Raw genomic sequence first — 22,939 nt, forward strand, 5'->3', positions numbered from 1 at the left:
GCCGGATCGCGCTACCTGTGCGCCAACGCGGCCCGGCCGCCCTCCGACACGCTTTTCCCTAAGGCTTCCGCCATGACCGACACGCTGCCCGACCGCCTCTCCTCCAACCCCAACAGCCCCTTCTATGACGAGGAGCTGCTGTCGCGGGACATCGGCGTCCGCTTCAAGGGTGTCGAGAAGACCAATGTCGAGGAGTACTGCATCAGCGAAGGCTGGGTGCGCCTGACCGCCGGCAACGCCAAGGACCGCTTCGGCAACCCGATGACGGTGAAGCTCAAGGGCGAGGTCGAGCCCTATTTCCGCAAGCCTGCGGAGGGCTGAGCTGCCTCAGCGCAGATCCTTGTAAAAGAACGTCGAGCCGCAGTCGCGGCCGTCGGGCATCAGCGCGAAGCGCGGGATCGTGCCGAGTTCGGTCCAGCCCAGCTTGCCGTAGAGCCGGCGCGCCGCGCCGTTCTCGTCGGTGTCGAGCACCAGCAGATCGCGCTTGGCCTGTCGCGCCGCCGCCTCTGCCGCCTGCATCAGGGCCGCGCCGAGGCCGCGCCGCCGCGCGCGGGAATGCACCAGCACCTTGGCGATCTCGGCACGATGCGGCTGGTTCGGCTTGCCGATGAGCTGCAACTGCGCCGTGCCGAGGGTCTCCGCGCCCCGCCGCGCGACGAACAGGATCGTGCGGCCCGCCTCCACCTCGGCCGCGACGCCGGTCCAGAACGCGGCATAGTCGGGTAGCCCGTTCCAGTTCATGAAGCCGACCGAGGCCCCGTTCTCGACCGCATCGGCGAGAATACCGGCCAGGGCCGGGATCGCGTCTCGCGCGGCCTGCGCATTGAGCGGCTCGACTGTGATCGCATCGTCCTGTGTCATGGGCTTTCGGTCCGTCTCAGAGATCGGCGGCGGTCAGCACCACCGCATAGCGTGCCGGGACCTCGCCCGGATTGTGGAAGGCGATCGGCCCGTCGAGCAGCATGGCGAGGCAGTCTCCCGCCGCCAGCCGATGCTCGCTCCCCCCAACGGTGAGGCTGAGCTCGCCCTCCAGCAGCCAGAGCTGCTGGTCGAGCCGGAAGCCACCGCGCGGCGCTTCGAGCAGGACGCGCGCCCCCGCCGGCATCTCGACCTCCACGATCTCGATCCGGGAGCCGGTCCCGGCGGGCGAGACGCTGCGCCGGACATAGCCGCTGTCGGGATCGGTCCAGACCGGCTGCTCGCTTCGCCGCGCCAGCGGGCCGCCTTGCGCCTCCTCGCGGAAGAGGGCCGAGAGCAGGACGCCGAGCCCGGCGCAGAGCCGGTCCAGCAGCGCCGCCGTCGGGCTCGATTCCCCCCGTTCGACCCGCGAGATCATGGCGCGGCTGACGCCCGAGCGTTCCGCGAGCTGGTCGAGCGTCAGGCCGCGGCTCTGGCGTAGCCCCTTGATGCGGGCGCCGAGACGGCGGTCGAGATCAATGTCGCTCACAGAATCCATGAAGAGAGAATATTTCTATTATATCGGAAATCAAGTGTCTTACCGATCGCCGTCGCCTTCCCGCCCGGCCCCGCGCGTCAACGCGGATTTCACCACGATTCCAGCTTGCCGCCAGCGACGGGGCCGATCTTTGCAAAGCGGCAGGGAAGCCCTGCTTTCATATGCGGGGAACGACGCCCAGAAGGGCGCTGGTCGAGGGAACGGCCATGAATCGAGGTCTGGAGTGGCTTGGAAGAGCCGTCGTCGGCTTCATCACCCGCGGCAGGGCTGAGCCGCGCGCTTCCGACGAGAAGGCCCTGGCGAGACTGCGCTCCGCGCTGCGCCCCGGCGACGTGCTGCTGGTCGAGGGCGGCATGAAGGTCTCTGCCGCGATCAAGTACCTGACGCAGTCGACCTGGTCCCATGCCGCGCTCTATGTCGGCGAGACCGGGCAGGTCTCGGAGGATGGCGAGCCGCTCGTGCTGGCCGAGGTCGAGATGGATGTCGGCTGCGTGCTTTCGCCCTTGTCGAAGTACGGCGCCTTCGGCACCCGCATCTGCCGTCCGCAGGCGCTCGACGAGGAGGGGTGCGAGGTCGTGGTCGACTATGTCCTCGGCCGGCTCGGCACCCAGTATGATCTCAAGAACATTCTCGATCTGATGCGCTGGCTGATCCCGCTGCCCTGGGCGCCGAAATCCTGGCGTCGGCGCATGATCGCGCTGGGCTCGGGTGACCCGACGCGGGCGATCTGCTCGACGCTGATCGCCCAGGCCTTCGAGGCGGCGCGCTATCCCGTACTGCCGACGATCGAATATGCCCGCGCGATGGAGGAGGCGGATTTCGAGGAAATCCTGCATATCCGCCACCACTCGCTCTACATGCCGCGCGACTTCGACATCTCGCCCTATTTCGCCGTGGTGAAGCCGACGCTGGAAGCCGGCTTCGACTACCGCGCCCTGACCTGGGCGCAGGAAGCCGCCCCGGGGCCGTTGCGAATGGCTGCGGCGGAATAGCCGGGGTCTGCGGCAAACCCTTGGCGCGCTGGGGCTTCGCTGCTATGGCCCGCGCATGAGCACCCGCACCTTCGACAACATCCGCAACTTCTCGATCGTGGCCCATATCGACCACGGCAAGTCGACGCTCGCCGACCGTCTGATCCAGCAGACCGGCACGGTCGCGGCCCGCGACATGAGCGAGCAGATCCTCGACTCGATGGATATCGAGAAGGAGCGCGGCATCACCATCAAGGCGCAGACCGTCCGGCTGGATTACAAGGCCAAGGACGGCAAGGACTATGTTCTCAACCTGATGGACACGCCCGGCCATGTCGACTTCGCCTATGAGGTCTCGCGCTCGCTGGCGGCCTGCGAAGGTTCGCTGCTGGTCGTCGATGCCTCCCAGGGCGTCGAGGCGCAGACGCTGGCCAATGTCTACCAGGCGCTCGACGCCAACCACGAGATCGTCACGGTCCTCAACAAGATCGACCTGCCGGCGGCCGATCCGGAGCGCATCAAGCAGCAGATCGAGGACGTGATCGGCCTCGACGCCTCGGAAGCGGTGCCGATCTCGGCCAAGACCGGCCTCAACATCGAGGGCGTGCTGGAGGCGATCGTCGCCAAGCTGCCGGCCCCCAAGGGCGATGCGGATGCGCCGCTCAAGGCCATGCTCGTCGATTCCTGGTATGACGCCTATCTCGGCGTGGTCGTGCTGGTGCGCATCATCGACGGCGTGCTGAAGAAGAACATGACCATCCGCATGATGCGCGCCAACGCCGCCTATGGCGTCGACCGCGTCGGCGTGTTCAAGCCGAAGATGCAGGAGGTCAAGGAACTCGGCCCCGGCGAGGTCGGCTTCTTCACCGCCTCGATCAAAGAGGTGGCGGACACCGCCGTTGGCGACACCATCACCGACGACCGCAAGCCGATCGCCGAGCCGCTGCCGGGTTTCAAGCCGGTTCAGCCAGTGGTGTTCTGCGGCATCTTCCCGGTCGACGCCGCCGATTTCGAACTGCTGCGCGGCGCCATGGCGAAGCTGCGGCTGAACGATGCCAGCTTCTCCTACGAGATGGAGACCTCGGCCGCGCTCGGCTTCGGCTTCCGCTGCGGCTTCCTCGGCCTGCTGCATCTGGAGATCATCCAGGAGCGGCTGGAGCGCGAGTTCAACCTCAACCTGATCTCGACCGCACCCTCGGTCGTCTACCATCTGCGGCTGCGCGACGGCACGACGCTGGAACTCCACAACCCGGCCGACATGCCGGATGTGATGAAGATCGAGGCGATCGAGGAGCCCTGGATCCGCGCCACCATCTTCACGCCGGACGAGTATCTCGGCTCCGTCCTCAAGCTCTGCCAGGACCGTCGCGGCCTGCAGATCGATCTCGGCTATGTCGGCGCCCGCGCCAAGGTCGTCTACGACCTGCCGCTCAACGAGGTGGTGTTCGACTTTTACGACCGGCTGAAGTCGATCTCGAAGGGCTACGCCTCCTTCGATTACGCCATCACCGACTATCGCGAGGGCGACCTCGTGCGCATGTCGATCCTGGTCAATGCCGAGCCGGTCGATGCGCTCTCCATGCTCGTCCACCGCACCCGCGCCGATGCCCGCGGCCGCGCCATGTGCGAGAAGCTGAAGGACCTGATCCCGCCGCACATGTTCCAGATTCCCGTCCAGGCGGCGATCGGCGGCAAGATCATCGCACGCGAGACCATCCGCGCCCTGCGCAAGGACGTCACGGCCAAGTGCTATGGCGGCGACGCCACCCGCAAGCGCAAGCTTCTGGAGAAGCAGAAGGAAGGCAAGAAGAAGATGCGGCAGTTCGGCAAGGTCGAAATCCCGCAGGAAGCCTTCATCGCCGCGCTCAAGATGGACAGCTGAGCGGCTGATCGCCACTCAGCTATTGGGGCGGTTCCGTCATCGTCGGGCTTGTCCCGACCATCCACGTCTTCCTCGATACAGGCCGGTGTTCGAGACGTGGATGCTCGCCACGAGGGCGAGCATGACGGCGCGGGTCTGTTGCCCCGAACTCACCAGCCCAGCGCGCAGCCATCCTTGCGGTGGTCGGATCCGGCCGAGAGCGCGCCGGTGACGGGATCGATCGCGATCGCCTGGCCGCCGCCGATCGCCGCGCCCGGCGCCGTGAAGACGAAGCCGCGGCGCTCCAGCTCGGCGCGCACGGCGGCCGGCACGGTCTTTTCCGCCTCGATCGCGGTCTGGCCCGGGCGCGGGAAGACGCGCGGCAGCGAAATCGCACTCTGCAGGTCGAGCCCGTAATCGAGCAGCTTGCTGATCAGATGGGCGTGGCCCATCGCCTGGTAGTGCCCGCCCATCACGCCGAAGGACAGGCAGACCTTGCCGTCGCGCAGCATCATGCCGGGGATGATCGTGTGCAGCGGGCGCTTGCGCGGCGCGATCGCGTTGGGGTGCCCGGGCTTCAGCACGAAGCCCTGGCCGCGGTTCTGCAGCAGCACGCCGCTCTTCGGCGCGACCAGCGCGGCGCCGAAGGGGTGGAACACCGAGTTGATGAAGCTCACCGCCATCCCGTCGCCGTCGACGACGCTGATATAGACCGTGTCGGCATGCTCCACCTCGGTGGGCGGGAAGCTCGGCAGTTCCTTGATCGCCTGCTTCAGGTCGATCTGGCTGCGCAGCTGCGCCGCCAGCTCCTCTGACAGCAGCCAGTCCAGCGGCACGTCGCTCTGGCTCGGATCGGCCAGCACGGCGTCGCGCACGGAATAGGCGAGCCTGGCCGCCTCGATCTCGATATGCAGCCGGTCGGCCGAGAGCGGGTCGTCGCCCGGCTCGAAGCCCGAGAGGATGTTGAGGATCATCAGCGCGATCACGCCCTGGCCGGCGGGCGGGCACTCGAACACGTCATGACCGCGGAAGCGGGTCCTGATCGGCGTGACATAGCCGCCCTTGGCCTCGCGGAAATCCTCCAGCGTATGCAGGCCGCCGAGTTCGCGCAGCCGGTCGACCATGTCCTGCGCGATCGCGCCCTCGTAGAAGGCCGAGGCGCCCTTGTCGGCGATGGCCTGAAGCGTCGCCGCGAGTTCGCTCTGGTGGTGGATCTCGCCGGCCAGCGGCGCCCGGCCCTCGGGCAGGAAGACGCGCGCCGTCGGCTCGTCCTTCGCCATCAGCGCGGCCTGCCCGGCCCAGTCGGCAGCGGCGCGCGGCGCTACGACATAGCCGTCCCGCGCCAGATCGATCGCGGGCTTCAGCAGCTGCGCCAGCCTCAGGCGGCCATGGTCCTTGATCAGGGTCGCCCAGGCCTCGACAGAGCCCGGAATCGTCACCGCATGGGGGGACTGGCGCGGAATCTCGCTGAAGCCATGCTCCCGATACCAGTCGAGCGTCGCCGCAGCCGGCGCCCGGCCCGAGCCGTCATAGGCGAGGACCTCGTCGCTGCCGCCCTTCGCCATCAGCACGAAGCAATCGCCGCCGATTCCGGTCGAGCCCGGCTCGACCACGCATTGCACGGCACAGGCCGCCACGGCGGCGTCGATCGCATTGCCGCCGGCCTGCAGGATGTTGATCGCGGTGAGCGTCGCGGTCGGGTGGGAGGTCGCGGCCATGCCGCGCCGGCCCATCACCACCGAACGGCCGGGGAGTTCGAAATCGCGCTGGTTCGGCTGGCTCACGTCGTCGTCTCCCGAGGCTCGGCCGGGTTATGCCGGCTCTCTAGACCGCACTCGCCCAGCCGGGCGGATTTGGCAAGCGCCACCGGCGCGCTGCGGCCCTGCAATGGGTTCCACACGGGCCGGCGCGCTGATACGACCGGGAGATCGCGAAGAGATTCCGGCCGTCAGGAATCCGAAGCTGGGGAGACCGCCACCGTGCCGCTACCGACCACGCTCGCCGGGCGCCTGCGCCTGCCCGCCATCGCCTCGCCGATGTTCCTCGTCTCGGGCCCCGATCTCGTGGTCGAGACCTGCAAGGCCGGCATTCTCGGCACCTTCCCGGCGCTGAACCAGCGCACGAGCGAGGGCTACGAGGCCTGGCTGAGCGAGATCGAGGGGCGTCTGGCGGATGTGCCCGATGCCGCGCCTTATGGCGTCAACCTGATCGTCCACCGCTCCAACCCGCGGCTGGAGGCGGACCTGGCGATCACGGCGAAGCACAAGGTGCCCCTCGTCATCACCTCGCTCGGCGCGGTGCCCGATCTGGTCAAGGCGGTGCACGGCTATGGCGGGCTCGTCTTCCATGACGTCATCAGCCTGCGTCATGCCCAGAAGGCGGCCGAGGCCGGCGTCGACGGCATCATCGCGGTCGCGGCCGGCGCCGGCGGCCATGCCGGCACGATGAGCCCCTTCGCGCTGGTCTCCGAGATCCGGCGTTTCTTCGCGGGCACGATCGTGCTGGCGGGCGCGATCTCGAACGGCGCACAGATCGCCGCCGCCCAGCTCATGGGCGCCGACCTCGCCTATCTGGGCACCCGCTTCATCGCGACGACCGAGAGCGTGGCGGACCCCGAATACAAGGCGATGCTGCTGCGCAGCCAGGCCGCCGACATCCTCTACACGCCGGCGATCAGCGGCGTGAACGCCAACTTCATGCGCGAGAGCATCCAGGCCGCGGGGCTCGATCCCGACAACCTCACCGGCCATGGCAAGCTCGACCTCGGCAACGAGGCCAAGGTCTGGAAGACGATCTGGTCGGCCGGCCAGGGCGTGGGTGCGATCGAGGACGTGCCGACGACGGCCGAACTCGGCGCGCGTCTGCTGGCCGAGTATCGTCAGGCGCGGGCCTCGCTCTCGGGCTGAGCACAAGGGCGCCCGTCATCCTGGGCTTCGCGCATGCGAAGACCGGGATCCATCATCGAGCACTGTGCTGCCCTGTGATGGATCCCGGCCTGCGCCGCTGCGCGGCTTGTCCAGGATGACGATGCGGGGGCTGTGCGATCAGCCCTTCAGCTTGGCGTTGCACTGGCTCCAGTAGCCGCCGCCCTTGGCGATCCATTTCAGTTCGCCATTGGCGTTGGTCGCCTTGTTGGCGTTGTACTGGTCGGCGCAGGTCTTCAGCCGTGCCTTGCCGGCCGTGAGGTCGTTGTACTTGGTCGCCACCGCCTTCGGGAACACCGCGGGCTTGGCCTTGGCCGTGCTGGCCGGCTTGGCCGGCGTCGCAGCAGGCGCGGCGGGCTCGGAGACGGCGGCCGCAGCCTCGTTCTCGTCCGCGTCGTCGTCGGCGCACTGGGCCTTGCGGAAATCGTTCCACTTCTGGCCCTTGAGCGTGTTGGCCTTCTTGGCCTCCTGATACTTGGCGGAGCATTCCTTCATCGTCAGCGCCGCCGCCGGGGTCACCGGCAGGGCCGTCAGCGCAGCCAGCGCCGCACCGGCAAGGATCGCATTCCTCAGCATGGTCGTCTCCATCGCAGGGGCGCATCGTACCCCTGCGGCATGGCACTCCCATTCCGCACGGCTGGCAAGCGGCATTTTCAAGGCGCAGCGGGCGCCCGCCGGCTTGGGAGATCAGGCCAGCGAACGCAGATCGAAGGCGGGGTCCGCAGCCTGCTCCGGCGTCGGCGAGAGCCCGGCTGCGATCAGCCGGCGTCCCATCATGTGGTCGGCCGGGCGGTTGATGCTCTCGATCGCGACGAGCCGCGGCCCGTCATAGCGGAAGAGCGAGAAGCGCCCCTCGGCCGGCGAGCCGCGCACCACGGAAGGGCCCCCCGGCACGCCGAGCCCGACCATCTGCAGCTTGACGTCGTACTGGTCGGACCAGAACCAGGGCACGGCCGCATGGGGCTCCACCCGCCCCGCGATGGTGGCGCCGACGATGCGCCCCTGATCATTGGCGTTCTGCACCGAACTCAGCCGCAGGCGCCGCCTCGCATGCACATTCGGGTGGCTGGTGCAGTCCCCCGCCGCGAAGATCAGCGGGTCGGAGGTCCGTCCGCATTCGTCGACTGCGATCCCGTCCTCCATCGCGAGCCCCGCAGCCGCAGCCATCTCGACATTCGGCACGGCCCCGACCGCTGCCAGCACGAGGTCGCAGGGCAGGCGTGAACCGTCGGCGCAGAGCACCGCCGCGACCTTGCCGCCTTCGCCCTCGATGCGCGCGACGCGCGTGTCGAGCCGGATCGCGACGCCCTGCTGCTCATGCACGCCCTGCAGATAGGCGGAGATATCCGGCGCGACGGCATGGCCGATCAGCCGCGGCCCGGCCTCGATCACCGTGACCTGTTTGCCGAGCGTGACCGCGGCGGAGGCGACCTCGAGCCCGATGAAGCCGCCGCCGATGATCACGATCGCCCTCGCCGCCGAGAGCCGCGCGTTGAGCGAATGCGCGTCGTCGAGCGAGCGCAGGGCGAGGACGCCGTCGAGCGTCGCGCCCTCGCAACGCAAGGCCGCCGCCCGTGCCCCGGTCGCGAGCGCGAGCTGCCCGTAGCCGAGCACCGAGCCGTCCGCGAAATGCACCTGGCGGGCCTCGCGGTTGAGCGTCACCGCATGGCGGCGCGGCAGGAAGGCGATGTCGGCCTCGGCAAAGAAGGAGGCTGCCTTCAACGGCAGATGGGCCCCCGCCTTGCCGAGCAGGAAGCCCTTCGACAGGGGCGGGCGCTGATAGGGCAGTTCGGCCTCGTCCCCCGCCAATCCGATGGTGCCGGCAAAGCCGGCCTCGCGTGCGGCTGCGGCGATGGCGAGCCCCGCATAGGAGGCGCCGATCACGAGAAGGTCGAAGGCGTCGGCGGTCGGCGGAATCGGGGAAGAGCTGGTCGGCATCGGGCGAGCGTCCAATCGCGAGCGCCCGAAGGGATATCCGGGGCGCACCACGCCCGAAGGCGCGCCCCGTATCTAGGCGAGAGCGTCGCCGTCGCCTATTCGAAAAGCGAGGGCGTCGGTTGCGGCCACTGCAGCGAATGCGGCGTCAGAACGAGGTCGTCAGCCGCGTCAGCCATTCCGGCGAGGCGGCGACGAGGGCCGCTTCGAGCGTCTTGTCCCAGCCGATCAGGATCAGGATGCCGACGGCGACGAGGAAGCCGCCCAGCGCCGTCTTGAAGCCCTGACCGGCCGACATCATGCGGTTGCGCAGGCTCATCAGCCGGGATCGCGACAGCATGCCGAGCGCGATCAGCGGCAGCCCGGCGCCCACGCCGAAGGCGAGCATGGTCAGCGCGACCGCGCCGAGATTCTCGCCCTGCGCGGCAAGGACCGAAGCCGCGCCCAGCGTCGGCCCGACGCAGGGGCTCCAGACCGCGCCGAGCAGGAGCCCGACGCCGAACTGGCCGCGCAGGCCGTTCGGCGAGAAGCCGCCGAAGCGCTGCTCGGTCCAGTTGCTGAGCGGGCCGCCCGCTGCCGCCACCCGCGCGTGCAGCACGGGCAACATCAGCACGAGGCCGAGCAGGACGAGCATGACCGCAGCCGCCATCCGGAAGACCCCGGTGTCGAGGCCGATGGCGAAGCCGATCGTCGCCACGAACAGCCCGATCGCGGTGAAGGACAGTGCCAGCCCCGCCGCCAGAGCGACCGGCCCGTAGCGATGCTCCGAGACCGCCGTGCCGAGCACGATCGGCAGCAGCGGCAGGACACAGGGCGACAGGATCGACAGGATCCCTGCGATCAGGGCGAAACCGGCGCTGGCCATGACGCGTCAGCCTCAGATCGCGCGGGCGAGCAGGGCTTCGATCGAAGCCTTGTTGGTGTCTCCGACCGAGCGCCCCATCTCCGTGCCGCCCTTGAAGACGATCAGCGTGCTCTGCTGCTGAGCCTTGAAGCCGCGCAGCGCGTCCTTCTGGCTGTCGAAATCGACATTGAAGACGACGAGGTTCTTGAAGCGTGGCTGCTTGGTCAGCTCCGACAGGATCGGCGCCTGCGCCTTGCAAGTCGGGCACCACGGCGCCGAGACATCGATCAGAACGGGCTTGCCGGCCTTCATGGCGGCGTCGAAGGCGGCTTGCGAGAAGGCGGTCTTGTCGAGGGCGAGGGCCGGCAGGGCCGAGAGCGTAAAGGCCGCGGCGGCGAGGGTGGCGAGAGCGTGGCGACGGTCGAGCATGGGAACCTCTGCAGGGTGACGGGGCCGGTGCAAAAGCCCGGCATCAGCCCATTCGCAGGGTGGTTGGTGTCCGTTACGTCATCACGCCGAGTTGATGATCGCCCGTCGCGTCGGCCTCATCCGCCAGCCGCGCTGCGATCGTGGTCTGTCTTGAGGCGTTGCTCGAGGAAGCGGCTGTAGGAGCCCATCGCATAGCTGAACACGGCATAGACCAGCGCCGCGAAGACATAGCCCTCGATCACCGCGATGCCCTGCCAGTTCGGATCGCGCAGCGAGGCGCGCACCGTGTCGAGGAAGTCGAGCAGGCCGATGATGGTGACCAGCGTGGTGTCCTGGAAGAAGCCGATGAAGATGTTGACCAGCGGCGGGATCACGATCTTGAGCGCCTGCGGCAGGATGATCTTGCGCATGGCCAGCCAGTAGCCGAGCCCGAGCGCCGCCGCCGCCTCGTGCTGGCCCTTCGGCACGGCCTGCAGCCCGCCGCGCACCGTCTCGGCGATATAGGCGCCGGCGAAGATGATGATCGCGACCTGCGCCCGCAGCAGTTTGTCGACCGTCAGCCCGTCCGGCATGAACAGCGGCAGCATCACCGAGGCCATGAACAGGATCGAGACCAGCGGCACGCCGCGGACGACCTCGATGAAGATGATCGCGATGACCTGGATCGCGGGAAGCTTGGAACTGCGCGCCAGCGCCAGCACCACGCCGAGCGGGAAGCCCAGCGCCAGCCCGACGAAGGAGAGCATGAAGGAGAGCGGCAGCCCGCCCCAGTTCGTCGTGGTCACGACCGGCAGCCCGAAGACGCCGCCATACATTAGGACGCCGCAGATCAGCGGCACCGCGATCCAGAGCCAGACCAGCCCGCGCCCCCAGAAGCGCGGCATCATCGAGATGATGATCGCACACAAGAAGAGCCCGAGCGCCAGCGCCGGGCGCCAATGCTCGTCGTAGGGGTAGAAGCCGAAGATCATGAAGCGCAGCTTCGCGGCCAGGAAGGGCCAGCACGCGCCCGTGCCGCCCTTGCAGGCCTCCGGCCCGCCCTCCATCACCGCGCGGGTCACCAGCCAGCCCCAGGCGGCGGTGGCGAGCCGCACCATCAGCCACAGGCAGACCAGCGTGATCAGCGCGTTCAGCGGCGTGCCGAAATAGCGCTTCAGCGGGGCGGAGAGGCCGCGCTGCCGCGGGGCGGGCAGGGTCTCGCGTGCGGTGTTGAGCGCGTCCATCTCCGCGGCGGTGGCCATCTCAGCGCTCCACCAGCGCGACGCGCGCATTGTACCAGTTCATGAACAGCGAGATCGTGATCGACATGCCGAGATAGACGAGCATGAAGATGGCGATGCCCTCGATCGCTTGGCCGGTCTGGTTCATCGTCGTGTTCGAGACCATGACGAGGTCGGGATAGCCGATCGCGATCGCCAGCGACGAGTTCTTGAAGGTTGAGAGATAGGAGCTCGTCAGCGGCGGCACGATCACGCGCAGCGCCTGCGGCAGCACCACGAGCCGCATCGTCTGCCCGTCGCGCAGCCCGACCGAGCGTGACGCCTCCCATTGTCCGCGCCCGACGGAGAGGATGCCGGCGCGCACGATCTCGGCGATGCCGGCCGAAGCCGAGAGGCCGAGCCCGACCAGCAGCGCGGTGAATTCCGGCGTGACCTGCAGCCCGCCGGTGATGCGGAAGCGGCCCTTTTCCGGCCAGTTCACGACGAGGTCCGGCTGCAGCAGGAGCGCCGCCAGCACGGGCGGGATCAGCAAGGCGGCCAGGACGAGAGGCCAGGACCGCCGCTCGATGCCGGTCGCGACCCGGCGCCGCCGCAGCCGCCCGGCCACGACGAAGGCGAGGACGACACCTGCGAGGGCCGCCAGCAACACGCCGCTATGGGCAGGCGACCAGCGCAGCGAGGGCACGATCAGCCCGCCATTGCTGACGAAGACCTCAGGGATCGGCTGCCAGGCTTCGCGCACCGGCGGAAACACGGTGACGATCAGCGCGTACCAGAGGAAGAGGTAGAGCAGCAGCGGGACGTTGCGCAGCGCCTCGACATAGAGCTTCGCCAGCAGCGACAGCATCGGGTTGCGCGAGAGCCGCGCGATGCCGACGACGAGCCCGAGAACGGTCGAGAGCAGCACCGCGAAGATCGAGACGAAGACGGTGTTGAGGATGCCGACCAGCAGCGCCCGCGCGTAGCTGTTGCTGGAATCATAGGCGATGAAGGATTGGCTGATGACGAAGCCGGCCGGCCGGTCGAGATAGGCGAAGCCGGTGGCGATGTTCTGCTCCGCCAGTTTCCGCGAGACGTTGCCGAAGAGGTAGAGCCCGACGCCGACGACCAGCACCACCGCCACGACCTGATAGAGCACGGCCCGCACGCGCAGGTCGTTGAGCAGGCGCAGCGGATTTGAGGAGGTGGCGGCCATGGCGGATTCCGGGCGACGGGCGAGGCGGGCGGCGCCGTCGCGCCGCCCGCGGGGTCCGGTCTTGGCCCCCGTTCAGGGGCCGGCGTCGCTCAACGGAACGGCGGGGAGTAGAGCAGGCCGCCCTTGGTCCAGAGCTGGTTGGGGCCGCGCGTCAGGCCGAGACGCGTCGATTCGCCGAGGTTGCGCTCGAAGAATTCCCCGTAATTGCCGTTCTGCTTGATGATGTTGTAGGCCCATTTGTTGTCGAGGTTCAGCATCTTGCCAAGGTCGCCGCTGACGCCCAGCATGCGCTGAACCTCCGGTTCCTTGCTCTGGAGCTTCTCGTCGACATTGGCCTGGGTGATGCCGTACTCCTCCGCCGCGATCAGCGTGTAGACCGACCAGGAGACGATGTCCTTCCAGTTGCTGTCGTTCTGGCGCACCACCGGCGCCAGCGGCTCCTTGGAGATCGTCTCGGGCAGGATCACGAACTGCTTGGGATCATTGGCGACGGCGCGGACCGAGGCGAGGTCGGAACGGTCGGAGGTGATGACGTCGCAGCGGCCCGAGAAGAAGGCGTTGCGCCACTCGTTGTTGTCCTCGAAGACGACGGATTCGTATTTGATGCCGCGCGGCTTGAAGAAGTCCTCGAGGTTCTGCAGCGTCGTCGTGCCGGGCAGCAGGCAGATCGCCGCCTGGGAGAGCTCGCTGGCGCTCTTCACGCCGAGCTTGGCGTTCACCATCAGGCCCTGGCCGTCATAGAAGACCACCGGCCCGAAATCGAGGCCGAGCGAATTGTCGCGCGAGAAGGTCATCGTGGTCTGGCGCGAGAGCACGTCGATCTCGCCGGACTGCAGCGCCTGGAAGCGGATATTCGTGTTCAGCGGCACGAACTCGACCTTGTCCGGCGCGCCGAACACCGCAGACGAGATCGCCCGGCAGACGTCGGAATCGAAGCCCTTCCGCACGCCCTTGTCGTCGGCGAAGGAATAGCCCGCCGAACTTGGCGACACGCCGCACAACACCTTGCCGCGCTTCTTCACCGTGTCGAGCGTGGCCTGCGCGGAAGCGGGGCTGGCCGCCACGGCGGCGACCGCCGCCAGGAAGCCGAGCGTCGCGATTTTGCTGATCATGCGGGTCATCATCCGTCTCCTCCATCGCACCCTTTCGTCCGGTGCGTTGCAGGCAGCGTAGTTCCACTTGGAACCAGCTTCAAGCGGGCTTGGCTCAGGTCGGGCGAGGGATGGGGAGAGGCGCGAGGGCGCGCATGGGGAGACTAGACCGGTACGCGGCCTCACGTCCATGCCCTTTTGAAGACGGCTGTGGCGCCCCTCCGCACGCAGCCCGCGCCGCGCCGACGGGAAAAGGCGTCAGAGCCTCCCCGTCACCGGGATGAAGGCGCCGGTGATGCCGCTGGCGTCCTCCGCCAGCAGAAAGCGGATCGCATCCGCGATCTCGCGCGGGCGGACCCAGGCTTCGTGGTCGGCATCCGGCATGGCAGCGCGGTTCTGCGGGGTGTCGATGATCGAGGGCAGGATCGCATTGACCCGAATGCCGTCGGTCTTCAATTCGTCGGCAAAACTTTCGATCAGACGGTGCACCGCGCTCTTCGCTCCCGCATAGGCCGACAGCCCCGCCGGCGCCTTGATCGCGGCCCCCGCGCCGATGGCGACGAGGCTGCCCCGCCCGACCGCCCGCATCGGCGGCAGTGCCGCACGGAAGATGTTCAGCGTGGTCAGCACGTTGAGCCGGTACATTTGCTCCCATAGTTCGGGGCCGCCTTCGGCCGCCGCCGCGGAGGCAAAACCGCCGACCGTATGGGCGATGCCGTCGATCCTGCCATAGCGCGCGAGCGAGGCCCGGATTGCACCGTCGCAGGCGGCGGCGTCGAACAGGTCGAGATCGGGCAGCACGAGATGCCGCTCACGTCCACCGAAGGGCGCCAGCAGCTCCTCGATGGCGGCCGCCTGCCGGTCGATCGCGACGATTCGATGCCCGCCGCTGGCGAGCGTCGCCAGCAGAGCGCGCCCGACATTGCCGGCTGCGCCCGTGACCATCACGATGGGGGAGCTGTCTGTCATCGTCGGGATCCAGTGCTTCTCGGGTCAGAGATGGGGGTGAAGGCGTGTCAGCAGCCGCGTCAGCAGCATGTCGAACAGGCCGAGCGCGATGACGGTCACGCCGAGGCGGAGGACGAGATGCAGTTCGCCGAGGCCGATCATCGCAGCCAGAGGCGCCGAGGTCATGAAGACCACGCCGGCGAGCGCGCAGGCGATGAAGGTGGCGGCCCAGCCCAGCAGCTGCGCGCTCACGGCTGCCTCGCCGGCTCAGGGGCAAGGCGCAGGACGAGTACATTGCCGATCCGCTCGACCTCGCCCTGCAGCGTCACCGGGATCCCGACGCGGCCGAGCAGCGCCGTCGGTATCGGCCCGCCATCGGCGCCAGCCAGCATCAGGAACGAGCTGCCGGCGACGGGGTCCACAGTGGCAAACACGGCCGGCACCTCGCCCGTCAGGCAGAGATTGGCGCAGGCCTTGTGCGACAACCCGGCGCCGGGGCGCATGGCTCCCGCATAGCATTTCCCGTCGCAGATCTCCCCGGCGATGCGCCAGCGACCGAGAGCCTCCTGCATGACCGGTCGAAGCTCCGGCGAAGCGGGCAGCAGAGTGGCCCCCTCGACAACCAGCATCTCGAGGCTGCCGCGCCGCAACACGCTGCCGCGCAGTTCCATCGGCCCGGCGGCCGCCGGCAGCGCAGGGCCGCTCTTGCCGTCGCCCGCGAGCAGCATCACCCGGCCCCGCGGGAAGGCCGCACTCGGCGGCAGATGCAGCAGCGGATAGCCGAGGCGCGCGACATGGCCGCGCAGAACCTGCGTCGCTCCCCACTCCTCGGGGCGCACCGGCCCGCCGGCCGCGTCGCGCTCCCCGAGCCGCAGCAGCCCCCCGGCGGGATCGTCCGCAGAACGGCTGAGCCCGTAGCCACCGAGCCCCATCGCCGCGAGGCAGAGGATCGCCACCACGACCAGAAACCGTCCGAGGCGCGGGCCTGTCCGCCCGCTCCAGCCGACGAAGAATTCGTCCGGCTCGACCCGCCCGCTCATCGCAAAGCCTCCGGAATCGCAACAGGCTCGACAGCCGTGCCGAGCGGGTTCGGCCGGGTGTCGAGCAGGATCGTCTCCCCCTCCAGACGCAGCCGGTAGGTCGCGACACGTTCCGTGAAGGGTGCCGGCGCGCAGCCGTCGCGCAGGCGGTACTCATAGCCGTGCCAGGGGCAGATCACGCAGCCGTCACGCAGCCTCCCCTCGCCGAGCGGACCGTTCTGATGGGCACAGAGATTGCTGATCGCCGCCAGCCTGTCGTTCTCCCGGAAGATCGCGACGGACGAGCCGTCCGCGAGCGGGACGACGAGCCCGCGCCCGGAGGGAACCTCGCGGATCAGGCCGGCGGTGACCCAGCCCTCTGCCTTGAGCGCAGCCGGCCGGTCGCGCCGGCGTTCCCGCCAGGCCGCGGCGAGATGCAGCGCGATGAGCGCGCCCGCGCTTCCGCAGACGAGCAGCGGCAGGCCTGGATTGCGCGCATCCTGCAGGGCCCCGAAGCCGACATGCAGCACGACCAGCCCATAGGCGCCATAGACGCTCATATGGATCGCCTTCCACACGGGAGGACCCAGGAAGGAGAGCCAGAAATCATGGCTGGTCGCCGCCAGCACGAGCAGGATCAACAGGGCAAGCACGCCGAAGGGGATGAAGGGCAGGCCGCGCAGTTCGCCCGAGGCCACATCGGTCGCAACCAGCGCGACCCAGGGCGAGAGCGGGCTGTAGGCGAAATACCAGTCGAACACCGCCATGGCATGGCTGGCAGCAACCGCGCAGGTGATCACGCCGAAATGGCGGCGGTTGTAGAGGAGCGGCAGGAAGCGCTCGTCGAGCCGCGCCAGCGGCCCGATCATCAGCACGAGCGTCAGCAGCAGGAAGGCGCAGCTGCCATAGGCCTTGATCGCCAGGGACTGGGCATCGAGCAGGGTGCTGGCCGGCCGGGCGGCGGGCGCGAAGCGAAGGAAGGCGACGAGATAGAGCGCGACAGCCGCCAGCAGCACGGCGTCATAGATGATCTTGCTGCGTGTCCAGCCGACCGGCCGATAGGCGACGCTCATTCTTCCGCCTCATCGGTGTCGGCATCGATCCGCAGGGAGGCGGGCGCGGGCAGATCATGCTGGCGAAGAGTCACAGCCGTGCCGAGGACGAGCGGAAGAAGGCCGGCGAGGATGAGCCAGAGCACCGCATGGGCGCGTTTGTGCCGTCGACGCAGCGAGGGCGGGCGTCCGGTCTGCGTCGCAGCGTCCAGCCAGCGCCAGACGACCAGCGGCCAGAGCAGGACCAGCCCCGGCAGCAGCAGCGGCCGAAAGCCATAAGCGCCGCGCGCTGCGGGATCGATCCGGTCGAGGCCAAACAGGAGGAAGGCGAGGGCGACGCCGAGCCCCGCCAGCAGCCAGGCCTGGCCGAGCGTGACGATGAGCGCGGCCGCTCCCATCGGGGGCTCAGCCCGCTTCCGCGGCGGCGGGGCGACTGCGGGCCAGCAGGCTCGTCTGGGCCGGGGCGTTGGTCGCCCAGGCGCCGTCGAACAGGCGGGCGCCGAGTTCCTCCGGCATCGGCTCCAGCCAGGGACTGCCGGACAGGGCGCTCTGCGCATCCTGCATGCCCTGGACCCAGCGCGCCTCCATCGTGCCGGCGCTGAATTCGTAGTCTTTCGACGGGCCCTGCGCTTCGACAGGCCGATAGCTCAGCCGCACGATGTCCATCCGGGTCACGCAGCCGAATTCGTAGAGGAACTGCGCCTCCTTGGTGCGGCGCAGATCCTCGGGCAGGCGCTCGATCAGGCTGTTGATGTTGTGGCGGACGTCGTGGATGACGCGGGCCATGTCCGTCGCGGCGCGCGTGCGGCTCGAATAGCGGATGTCCTTCTCGCGCTCCATCGCGCTGTCCAGATCGTCGGGGAGCTGGCCCTCGGCGTTAAAGACATCGACCTGGAAAGTGAGCCGGCTGCGCCGCGGCACGTAATCGAGGACGTATTGCAGCGGCGTGTTGGAGACCAGCCCGCCATCCCAGTAATGCTCGCCCTCGATCTCGACGGGCGGGAAGCCTGGCGGCAGCGCTGCGCTCGCCATGATATGCTCCGGTCCGATCCGCATTTCGCGGCTGTCGAAATAGGCGAAGTCGCCCGTCCTGACATTGGCGGCACCGACGCTGAAGCGCGTCTCGCGGGCATTCAGCCGGTCGAAATCGATGAAGGCTTCCAGCGTGCTGCGCAGGGCGGTGGTATCGTAGTAGCTCGCCGGCGAAGAGAACCAATCCGTCAGCGGGCGCGGCGCGAAGAATCCGGATTGGCCGAACAGCAGGGCGCTCGTCGCATGCCAGCGCCGGTTCATCGCCTGCGAGAAGGGCAGGAAGGGGAAGCTCGTCACCGGTGCGGTGACGCGCTCCCAGAATCCGCGCAGCCTTGCCACCCGCTCCGCCGGCGCGTTGCCGGCGATGATCGCGCCGTTGATGGCGCCGATCGAGATGCCGGCCACCCAGTCCGGATGGTAACCGGCCTCCGCCAGCGCCTCGTAGACCCCCGCCTGATAGCTGCCGAGCGCACCGCCGCCCTGCAGGACGAGCCCGATCTTCTTGTCGAAATCCGCAGGCTTGGCTCGGATCGGCGCGCTCATGACGATGCGTTCCTTCTCTCTCGCAAAGGGGCCGCTGCTGGCGGCGGTGGCGCTTCGGGGCGGTCAGGACCGGGCGTTGCCTTCGAGCCGCTCGAACAGCCACACCGCGATGGCGCCGTAGATCACATGGCCGACGAAGCTCATGTAGGAGAGCTCGCCCCCTTCCCCGAGCAGGTAGAAGGAGAGGCCGCCGATCGGCGCCATCAGGCCGAGCGCGTTGAACCAGGTGAAATTGCCCCAGGTGATGGCGTCCGCGATCAGCGGGCTGCGGTTGATCGCCCGCGTCGCGATCAGGCCGACCGCGGCGGTCCAGAAGATGAAATGGATCGGAGCGAAGGTTCCCGCCGCGATCAGCCCGGCGACGCCGGCGCTGAAGGTCACGAAGACGATGGCGTCGAGCACCAGCGGCCAGCGCGGCACGAAGCGCGACACGATGAAATAGAAGACCGGATAGCCGACGATGCCGACGCCGTAATGCAGCGCCTCACGGATCAGGTAGGGGACCGACAGGCCGAGCCGATGCTGCGCGATCGCGTCGATCAGCCCGGCCGGCTCGAGCGGATAGCCCAGCACCGCCTTGGTCAGCACCCGCGCCCAGATCTCCCAGACCAACAGGCCGGCAAGGCCGCCCGCGAAGAGATGGACCATGGTCCGGTTGCTGATGGTCGCGGGTCTCGCATCGGCCGTCATCGTCATCGTCGTTCTCCCCATCGGATCCGGCTGGATCGGCTGGCCTTCAATTCGAGCGCGCGAGCCACTCGGTTACGGGGCGGTCGTCGGCCTTGTGACGCCGCCTCACGGCCAGCACCTGCCGCAAGCCGACCGCGTCACCGGCCTCCTGCGCCATCCGCGCGAGGGCCTGGAGGAAGACGTCGCGCTGGGCATGGCTGCCACCGAGCCGGTGCAGCCGGCGCGCCAGGAAACCGACCGGCGCCTGAAGTCCGGCCCCGCGTTCGGCCTGCACCAAGGCGGAGGCGAGCTCGGCGCCGACATTGCGGGAGACATTCGCCTGGTCTGTGGTGGAGCGGCCGGATTCATGAATGAAATCAGCGAGATCGGCCGCCTCGTCCAATCGGCCGGCGCCGATCAGCGCGAGCAGGAAATGCAGCTGTCCGAAAACCAGGGTCGTGTTGCGGGCATGCCTCTCGGCGACCTCTGAAAGTGCAGCCCAGCGGGTCTCTCCCGGATCGATGCCGGCCTGGCGCAGGCGCCACAACATCGAAGCGGCATTGGCGAAGTCGCGGAAATCCCCGTCGAGATCGCCGGCGACCTCGCGATCATAGATGTCGAGCACGGATTCGTGATCGCCGCGGCCGAGCGCGAACAGGGCGAGATGCCAGGAAAAGTGGCGTGACAGGTTGTTGCAGCGGGTCCAGACGCCGCGATGCGCCTCCAGCCAGCCGCTTCCCTCGGCGACCTGGTTCCGCGTTTCGAAGACATGGGCGACCGCATGCAGCCCCCATGCATCGTCGGGCGCGATCTCCAGTGCCGCGCGCCCGACGCGCTCCGCCTCGTTCAGCCGGCCGATCTCCTCCAGTCCGAAGGCGTGGCAGCCCAGCAGGTAGCCATAGCCGGCATTCGAGCGCTCGCATTCGCTGCTGAGCCGTGCCGTCAGACTGACCATGCCGTCGACATCGCCGGTCATGAAGCGCAGCGCATGGGAGAGCTTGGCGGCGACAAAGGCGTTGGGCTCGCGATAGAGGAAATCGTCGAGGACATCGGCCGCCGCCCGCAGCCGCCCTGCCACGGCGTTGTCCAGCGCATTCACCAGAGCCCGCTCGAAGGCTGTCGCTCCGTCGTTCCGTTCGATCGAGAGACGCGCCCGTTGCAGCCGCGTCGCGGCTTCGTCCAGGGAAGCCCTGCCCGCGAGCAGGACGCCCGCCATGCCAGCGAGCGCATGCGCTGCCGTCAGCGTCGGCGCGACCTGCAGCGCGTCCTCGAGATGGGCACAGGCATGGGGCCGGTGTCTGGCGAGGGCGTGCACTGCGTTTGCAAAGGCGGCCGTTGCGGCGGGCTGCGCGACGGCATGTTCGGAGCCGAAGGCGTCGATCATGACGGGGCTCCGCCGGAAAACCCCGTGAGGCGGTACACGCTTGCGGGATCAGACATCACATCCGCGCCTTTCGCTCGCTGGAAGCCGCTTTTGCACTTGCGAGAGGCTAGCCGAGCGCAAACCATCTTGCGACGACGCGACGGCGCGATCTTGCGGCGAAGGCGGCTGGAGGCCTCGCAAGACCACGTCCCGCAGCGCGATCTCCGCTTTGTGCGGTGCAACGCATTCGTCATGCTGAGGTGAAAGGAGGACCGATGACCATGCATGCCATCGCCAGCCTTGGCCGGCCGAGACGCTCCTTCGCGGAGTTCTATCGCTCCTCGGCCTATTCGCAGTTTCCGCAGGAGCACCGGACCCATTTCTGGAGCCAGTTCCATGGCTTCGTCGTCGACCAGCAGCCGCACGACTTCACCGACATCGCCAGCACGGACTGGGTTCTCGGCCTGCCGCTGAAGGCCGCCTGCCCCACGCGTTTCGATTACGGCGACGGCTGGCGCCAGAGACCGCGCAGCCGCGGCGACTTCCTGCTCGTGCCGCCCGGTACCGAGGTGCGCTACGAGATCGCCGGACCGACCCGGCTCCTCGTTCTCACCTGGAGCGGCGGACTCCTGACCGATCTCGACGACGAGCTCTTCGCCGACGAGGAAGCGGCGTTGCGGCCCTTGATCGGCCATTACTTCAAGAACAACGGTCTCGAGGCGGCCTGCCGGTCGTTGTGGATGGAACTCGCCCGCACCGACGACGCCTCGCGGCTCTTTCTCGACAGCGCCGTGACCCATCTCGCGGGCAGCCTGCTGCGCTGTGCCGCCCGCCACCGCGAGCGCTCGACCTATCGGCGCATCGAGATCCGCCGGGTCCTGGCCTATATCGAGGACAACCTCGGCAAGGACCTGTCCCTGACCGAGCTCTCCGGCATCGCCGGACTGAGCCTGTTTCACTTCGCGCGGGAGTTCCAGGCTCAGGTCGGCGTCTCGCCCTATCGCTACATCCAGCAGCGGCGCACGGGGCAGGCCCTGCGTCTGATCGAGGCGAAGCAACTCCCGATCGAGGAGATCGCCCGGCGCTGCGGCTTCGCCAGCCTGCGCAGCATGCGGGCGCAGATCCGGCGTCACGGCGGCGCGCGCACCATGTCATAACCGGGCTGTCGCAGCAGGGGGGACCGCGATCATGACCTATTGCCTCGGCATCTGGCTGCCGACGGGCCTCGTGCTGGCCTCCGATTCCCGGACCAGCGCGGGTGTCGATCAGATCTCGACCGTCAAGAAGCTCGCGCTCTTCGAGAAGCCGGGCGAACGCGTCGTCGCCATCCTGTCGGCCGGCAATCTCGCCACGACCCAGGCGGTGATCAGCATGATCCGCCAGAATGCCGGCGGCGGTGGCGCGGTCGGACCCGAGGGCGACATTCTCGCCGCCCGCAGCCTGTTCGACGTGGCGCAGATCGTCGGCAGCGTGCTGCGCGAGGTGATGCGGCTCAACCGCAGCTTCGTCGAACCCTATGGCGATCCCAGCGCGAGTTTCCTCGTCGGCGGCCAGATCGCCGAGGACGGCCACCGCCTGTTCCAGGTCTACTCGGCCGGGAATTTCGTGGAGGCCTCGAGCCGCAACCCCTTCCTGCAGCTCGGCGAGACCAAATACGGCAAGCCGATCCTCGACCGCGCCCTGACGATGCGCAGCGGGCTCGACGAGGCGGCCAAGCTCGCTCTTCTCTCCTTCGACGCCACCATCCGCAGCAACCTCTCGGTCGCGCCGCCGATCGACCTGCTGCGCTACGAGGCCGGTAGCCTGAAGGCGGCGCAACTCGCCAAATTCACCGCCCAGCATCCCTATTGGGCGGATCTGCGCGAACGCTACAGCACAGGCCTGAGCCAGCTCGTCGAAAGCCTGCCCGAACCGCGCTTCTGAGCGCGGCTGCCCTGGTCGCTGGCCCGGCGGCGCGTTCTTGCTGCGAAATCGCGCTGGCACCCCGCAACGGCCCGTTCCCTGGCCAATCCGCCCGGCCGGGCGGCATCGCCCATGCTAGGCCAACCCTGTCTTCAGGCGTCATTGGGATAGGGGGACACCATCATGCTGAAGGGCAGAACTGCGATCGTGACCGGCTCGACCTCCGGCATCGGGCTGGCGATGGCCCGCGCCTATGCGCGAGAGGGGGCGAATGTCGTGATCAACGGCTTCGGCGAGGCTGACGCGATCGAGCGGGAGCGCGCCGCCATCGCCAACGAGTTCGGCGTCGAGGCGCGCTACAGCGCCGCCGACATGGCCGATGGCGCGGCAATTGCCGCGATGATCGCAGGCGTCGAGGCCGAGTTCGGCGCGGTCGACATCCTCGTCAACAATGCCGGCATCCAGTTCGTCGCGCCGGTCGAGGA

The 22,939-nt window shown here is 68.4% G+C and carries 25 protein-coding genes; 7 read left to right on the forward strand and 18 right to left on the reverse strand.

Going from position 1 to position 22,939, the window contains the following annotated elements:
- Window positions 1-72: 72 nt before the first annotated feature.
- Window positions 73-321 (forward strand): DUF3297 family protein, encoded by a 249-nt coding sequence (locus AX750_RS08080; RefSeq protein ID WP_066716234.1) that lies wholly within the window; start codon window positions 73-75, stop codon window positions 319-321.
- Between the two features lie 6 nt (window positions 322-327).
- On the opposite strand, the gene AX750_RS08085 is transcribed toward AX750_RS08080, so the two are convergent.
- Both AX750_RS08085 and AX750_RS08090 read right to left on the reverse strand, forming a co-directional pair.
- Window positions 328-861, reverse strand: coding sequence for a GNAT family N-acetyltransferase (locus AX750_RS08085; RefSeq protein WP_066716230.1), 534 nt, complete (start codon window positions 859-861; stop codon window positions 328-330).
- 16 nt (window positions 862-877) lie between these two features.
- The gene (locus tag AX750_RS08090; protein WP_066716228.1) at window positions 878-1,456 is read right to left on the reverse strand and encodes an XRE family transcriptional regulator; all 579 of its coding nucleotides are present in this window, start codon (window positions 1,454-1,456) and stop codon (window positions 878-880) included.
- A 206-nt stretch (window positions 1,457-1,662) separates the two neighbouring features.
- On the opposite strand from AX750_RS08090, the gene AX750_RS08095 reads away from it, so the two are divergent.
- Together AX750_RS08095 and lepA are read left to right on the forward strand one after the other, a co-directional pair.
- Entirely contained in the window at window positions 1,663-2,448 is a 786-nt protein-coding gene (locus tag AX750_RS08095) for a hypothetical protein (protein ID WP_066716227.1), read from the forward strand.
- Window positions 2,449-2,503: 55 nt separating this feature from the next.
- A complete protein-coding gene (lepA, locus tag AX750_RS08100; protein ID WP_066716225.1) occupies window positions 2,504-4,309 on the forward strand; it encodes a translation elongation factor 4 in 1,806 nt (601 codons plus the stop codon).
- A gap of 149 nt (window positions 4,310-4,458) precedes the next feature.
- On the opposite strand, the gene ggt is transcribed toward lepA, so the two are convergent.
- Entirely contained in the window at window positions 4,459-6,021 is a 1,563-nt protein-coding gene (ggt, locus tag AX750_RS08105) for a gamma-glutamyltransferase (RefSeq protein ID WP_066716308.1), read from the reverse strand.
- 246 nt (window positions 6,022-6,267) lie between these two features.
- Between ggt and AX750_RS08110 the strand changes: the two genes are divergently transcribed.
- Window positions 6,268-7,194 (forward strand): nitronate monooxygenase family protein, encoded by a 927-nt coding sequence (locus AX750_RS08110; RefSeq protein ID WP_066716224.1) that lies wholly within the window; start codon window positions 6,268-6,270, stop codon window positions 7,192-7,194.
- A 138-nt stretch (window positions 7,195-7,332) separates the two neighbouring features.
- Here the strand turns inward: AX750_RS08110 and AX750_RS08115 are convergent, their stop codons facing one another.
- The 15 genes from AX750_RS08115 to AX750_RS08185 all read right to left on the reverse strand — a co-directional run bounded on the left by AX750_RS08115 (window position 7,333) and on the right by AX750_RS08185 (window position 20,573).
- Entirely contained in the window at window positions 7,333-7,788 is a 456-nt protein-coding gene (locus tag AX750_RS08115; RefSeq protein WP_066716307.1) for a hypothetical protein, read from the reverse strand.
- A gap of 111 nt (window positions 7,789-7,899) precedes the next feature.
- Complete coding sequence (locus AX750_RS08120) at window positions 7,900-9,150, reverse strand: FAD-dependent oxidoreductase (RefSeq protein WP_082735020.1); 1,251 nt, start codon at window positions 9,148-9,150, stop codon at window positions 7,900-7,902.
- A gap of 145 nt (window positions 9,151-9,295) precedes the next feature.
- On the reverse strand, window positions 9,296-10,012 hold the full coding sequence (locus AX750_RS08125; RefSeq protein WP_066716222.1) for a cytochrome c biogenesis CcdA family protein: 717 nt from the start codon (window positions 10,010-10,012) through the stop codon (window positions 9,296-9,298).
- A 12-nt stretch (window positions 10,013-10,024) separates the two neighbouring features.
- Window positions 10,025-10,420 (reverse strand): thioredoxin family protein, encoded by a 396-nt coding sequence (locus tag AX750_RS08130; protein WP_066716220.1) that lies wholly within the window; start codon window positions 10,418-10,420, stop codon window positions 10,025-10,027.
- Between the two features lie 116 nt (window positions 10,421-10,536).
- Window positions 10,537-11,661, reverse strand: coding sequence for an amino acid ABC transporter permease (locus tag AX750_RS08135; RefSeq protein WP_245282344.1), 1,125 nt, complete (start codon window positions 11,659-11,661; stop codon window positions 10,537-10,539).
- A 1-nt stretch (window position 11,662) separates the two neighbouring features.
- Complete coding sequence (locus AX750_RS08140) at window positions 11,663-12,835, reverse strand: ABC transporter permease subunit (protein WP_066716218.1); 1,173 nt, start codon at window positions 12,833-12,835, stop codon at window positions 11,663-11,665.
- An 89-nt stretch (window positions 12,836-12,924) separates the two neighbouring features.
- Window positions 12,925-13,947: an amino acid ABC transporter substrate-binding protein gene (locus AX750_RS08145; RefSeq protein ID WP_156446402.1), complete on the reverse strand. Its 1,023-nt coding sequence runs from the start codon at window positions 13,945-13,947 to the stop codon at window positions 12,925-12,927.
- 237 nt (window positions 13,948-14,184) lie between these two features.
- On the reverse strand, window positions 14,185-14,895 hold the full coding sequence (locus AX750_RS08150; protein WP_066716217.1) for an SDR family NAD(P)-dependent oxidoreductase: 711 nt from the start codon (window positions 14,893-14,895) through the stop codon (window positions 14,185-14,187).
- 24 nt (window positions 14,896-14,919) lie between these two features.
- The gene (locus AX750_RS08155) at window positions 14,920-15,126 is read right to left on the reverse strand and encodes a hypothetical protein (RefSeq protein ID WP_066716215.1); all 207 of its coding nucleotides are present in this window, start codon (window positions 15,124-15,126) and stop codon (window positions 14,920-14,922) included.
- Window positions 15,123-15,914 (reverse strand): hypothetical protein, encoded by a 792-nt coding sequence (locus AX750_RS08160; protein WP_066716213.1) that lies wholly within the window; start codon window positions 15,912-15,914, stop codon window positions 15,123-15,125. The genes AX750_RS08155 and AX750_RS08160 overlap by 4 nt, the downstream gene beginning before the upstream one ends.
- A complete protein-coding gene (locus AX750_RS08165) occupies window positions 15,911-16,966 on the reverse strand; it encodes a Rieske (2Fe-2S) protein (RefSeq protein ID WP_066716212.1) in 1,056 nt (351 codons plus the stop codon). The genes AX750_RS08160 and AX750_RS08165 overlap by 4 nt, the downstream gene beginning before the upstream one ends.
- Window positions 16,963-17,343 carry a hypothetical protein gene (locus AX750_RS26815; RefSeq protein WP_245282345.1) on the reverse strand — a complete coding sequence of 127 codons (381 nt, stop codon included), beginning with the start codon at window positions 17,341-17,343 and terminating at the stop codon, window positions 16,963-16,965. Before AX750_RS26815 ends, AX750_RS08165 begins: the two co-directional genes overlap by 4 nt.
- 7 nt (window positions 17,344-17,350) lie before the next feature.
- On the reverse strand, window positions 17,351-18,520 hold the full coding sequence (locus AX750_RS08175; RefSeq protein ID WP_082735021.1) for a patatin-like phospholipase family protein: 1,170 nt from the start codon (window positions 18,518-18,520) through the stop codon (window positions 17,351-17,353).
- A gap of 63 nt (window positions 18,521-18,583) precedes the next feature.
- Entirely contained in the window at window positions 18,584-19,216 is a 633-nt protein-coding gene (locus tag AX750_RS08180; RefSeq protein WP_066716210.1) for a hypothetical protein, read from the reverse strand.
- 40 nt (window positions 19,217-19,256) lie between these two features.
- Complete coding sequence (locus AX750_RS08185; RefSeq protein ID WP_066716209.1) at window positions 19,257-20,573, reverse strand: tetratricopeptide repeat protein; 1,317 nt, start codon at window positions 20,571-20,573, stop codon at window positions 19,257-19,259.
- Between the two features lie 254 nt (window positions 20,574-20,827).
- On the opposite strand from AX750_RS08185, the gene AX750_RS08190 reads away from it, so the two are divergent.
- The 3 genes from AX750_RS08190 to AX750_RS08200 form a co-directional block, all read left to right on the forward strand.
- Window positions 20,828-21,709 (forward strand): AraC family transcriptional regulator, encoded by an 882-nt coding sequence (locus tag AX750_RS08190; RefSeq protein WP_066716206.1) that lies wholly within the window; start codon window positions 20,828-20,830, stop codon window positions 21,707-21,709.
- A 31-nt stretch (window positions 21,710-21,740) separates the two neighbouring features.
- Complete coding sequence (locus tag AX750_RS08195; protein WP_067253854.1) at window positions 21,741-22,475, forward strand: peptidase; 735 nt, start codon at window positions 21,741-21,743, stop codon at window positions 22,473-22,475.
- 159 nt (window positions 22,476-22,634) lie between these two features.
- The coding region (locus AX750_RS08200) for an SDR family NAD(P)-dependent oxidoreductase (RefSeq protein ID WP_156446531.1) at window positions 22,635-22,939 on the forward strand (305 nt) is incomplete at its 3' end.

The sequence above is a fragment of the Methylobacterium sp. CCH7-A2 genome (assembly GCF_001557075.1).
GTDB lineage: Bacteria > Pseudomonadota > Alphaproteobacteria > Rhizobiales > Beijerinckiaceae > Allobosea > Allobosea massiliensis.

Bases quoted from the DNA above. Each gene is read 5' to 3' on its own strand.
- AX750_RS08130 (WP_066716220.1), bottom strand. From the start codon at position 10,420: ATGCTCGACCGTCGCCACGCTCTCGCCACCCTCGCCGCCGCGGCCTTT.
- AX750_RS08185 (WP_066716209.1), bottom strand. From the start codon at position 20,573: ATGATCGACGCCTTCGGCTCCGAACATGCCGTCGCGCAGCCCGCCGCA.
- AX750_RS08160 (WP_066716213.1), bottom strand. From the start codon at position 15,914: ATGAGCGGGCGGGTCGAGCCGGACGAATTCTTCGTCGGCTGGAGCGGG.
- AX750_RS08115 (WP_066716307.1), bottom strand. From the start codon at position 7,788: ATGCTGAGGAATGCGATCCTTGCCGGTGCGGCGCTGGCTGCGCTGACG.
- AX750_RS08125 (WP_066716222.1), bottom strand. From the start codon at position 10,012: ATGGCCAGCGCCGGTTTCGCCCTGATCGCAGGGATCCTGTCGATCCTG.
- AX750_RS08190 (WP_066716206.1), top strand. From the start codon at position 20,828: ATGACCATGCATGCCATCGCCAGCCTTGGCCGGCCGAGACGCTCCTTC.
- AX750_RS08165 (WP_066716212.1), bottom strand. From the start codon at position 16,966: ATGAGCGTCGCCTATCGGCCGGTCGGCTGGACACGCAGCAAGATCATC.
- AX750_RS08090 (WP_066716228.1), bottom strand. From the start codon at position 1,456: ATGGATTCTGTGAGCGACATTGATCTCGACCGCCGTCTCGGCGCCCGC.
- AX750_RS08175 (WP_082735021.1), bottom strand. From the start codon at position 18,520: ATGAGCGCGCCGATCCGAGCCAAGCCTGCGGATTTCGACAAGAAGATC.
- AX750_RS08095 (WP_066716227.1), top strand. From the start codon at position 1,663: ATGAATCGAGGTCTGGAGTGGCTTGGAAGAGCCGTCGTCGGCTTCATC.
- AX750_RS08140 (WP_066716218.1), bottom strand. From the start codon at position 12,835: ATGGCCGCCACCTCCTCAAATCCGCTGCGCCTGCTCAACGACCTGCGC.
- AX750_RS08085 (WP_066716230.1), bottom strand. From the start codon at position 861: ATGACACAGGACGATGCGATCACAGTCGAGCCGCTCAATGCGCAGGCC.
- AX750_RS08080 (WP_066716234.1), top strand. From the start codon at position 73: ATGACCGACACGCTGCCCGACCGCCTCTCCTCCAACCCCAACAGCCCC.
- AX750_RS08150 (WP_066716217.1), bottom strand. From the start codon at position 14,895: ATGACAGACAGCTCCCCCATCGTGATGGTCACGGGCGCAGCCGGCAAT.
- ggt (WP_066716308.1), bottom strand. From the start codon at position 6,021: ATGGGCCGGCGCGGCATGGCCGCGACCTCCCACCCGACCGCGACGCTC.
- AX750_RS08135 (WP_245282344.1), bottom strand. From the start codon at position 11,661: ATGGCCACCGCCGCGGAGATGGACGCGCTCAACACCGCACGCGAGACC.
- AX750_RS08120 (WP_082735020.1), bottom strand. From the start codon at position 9,150: ATGCCGACCAGCTCTTCCCCGATTCCGCCGACCGCCGACGCCTTCGAC.
- lepA (WP_066716225.1), top strand. From the start codon at position 2,504: ATGAGCACCCGCACCTTCGACAACATCCGCAACTTCTCGATCGTGGCC.
- AX750_RS08180 (WP_066716210.1), bottom strand. From the start codon at position 19,216: ATGACGATGACGGCCGATGCGAGACCCGCGACCATCAGCAACCGGACC.
- AX750_RS08145 (WP_156446402.1), bottom strand. From the start codon at position 13,947: ATGATCAGCAAAATCGCGACGCTCGGCTTCCTGGCGGCGGTCGCCGCC.
- AX750_RS26815 (WP_245282345.1), bottom strand. From the start codon at position 17,343: ATGGGAGCGGCCGCGCTCATCGTCACGCTCGGCCAGGCCTGGCTGCTG.
- AX750_RS08195 (WP_067253854.1), top strand. From the start codon at position 21,741: ATGACCTATTGCCTCGGCATCTGGCTGCCGACGGGCCTCGTGCTGGCC.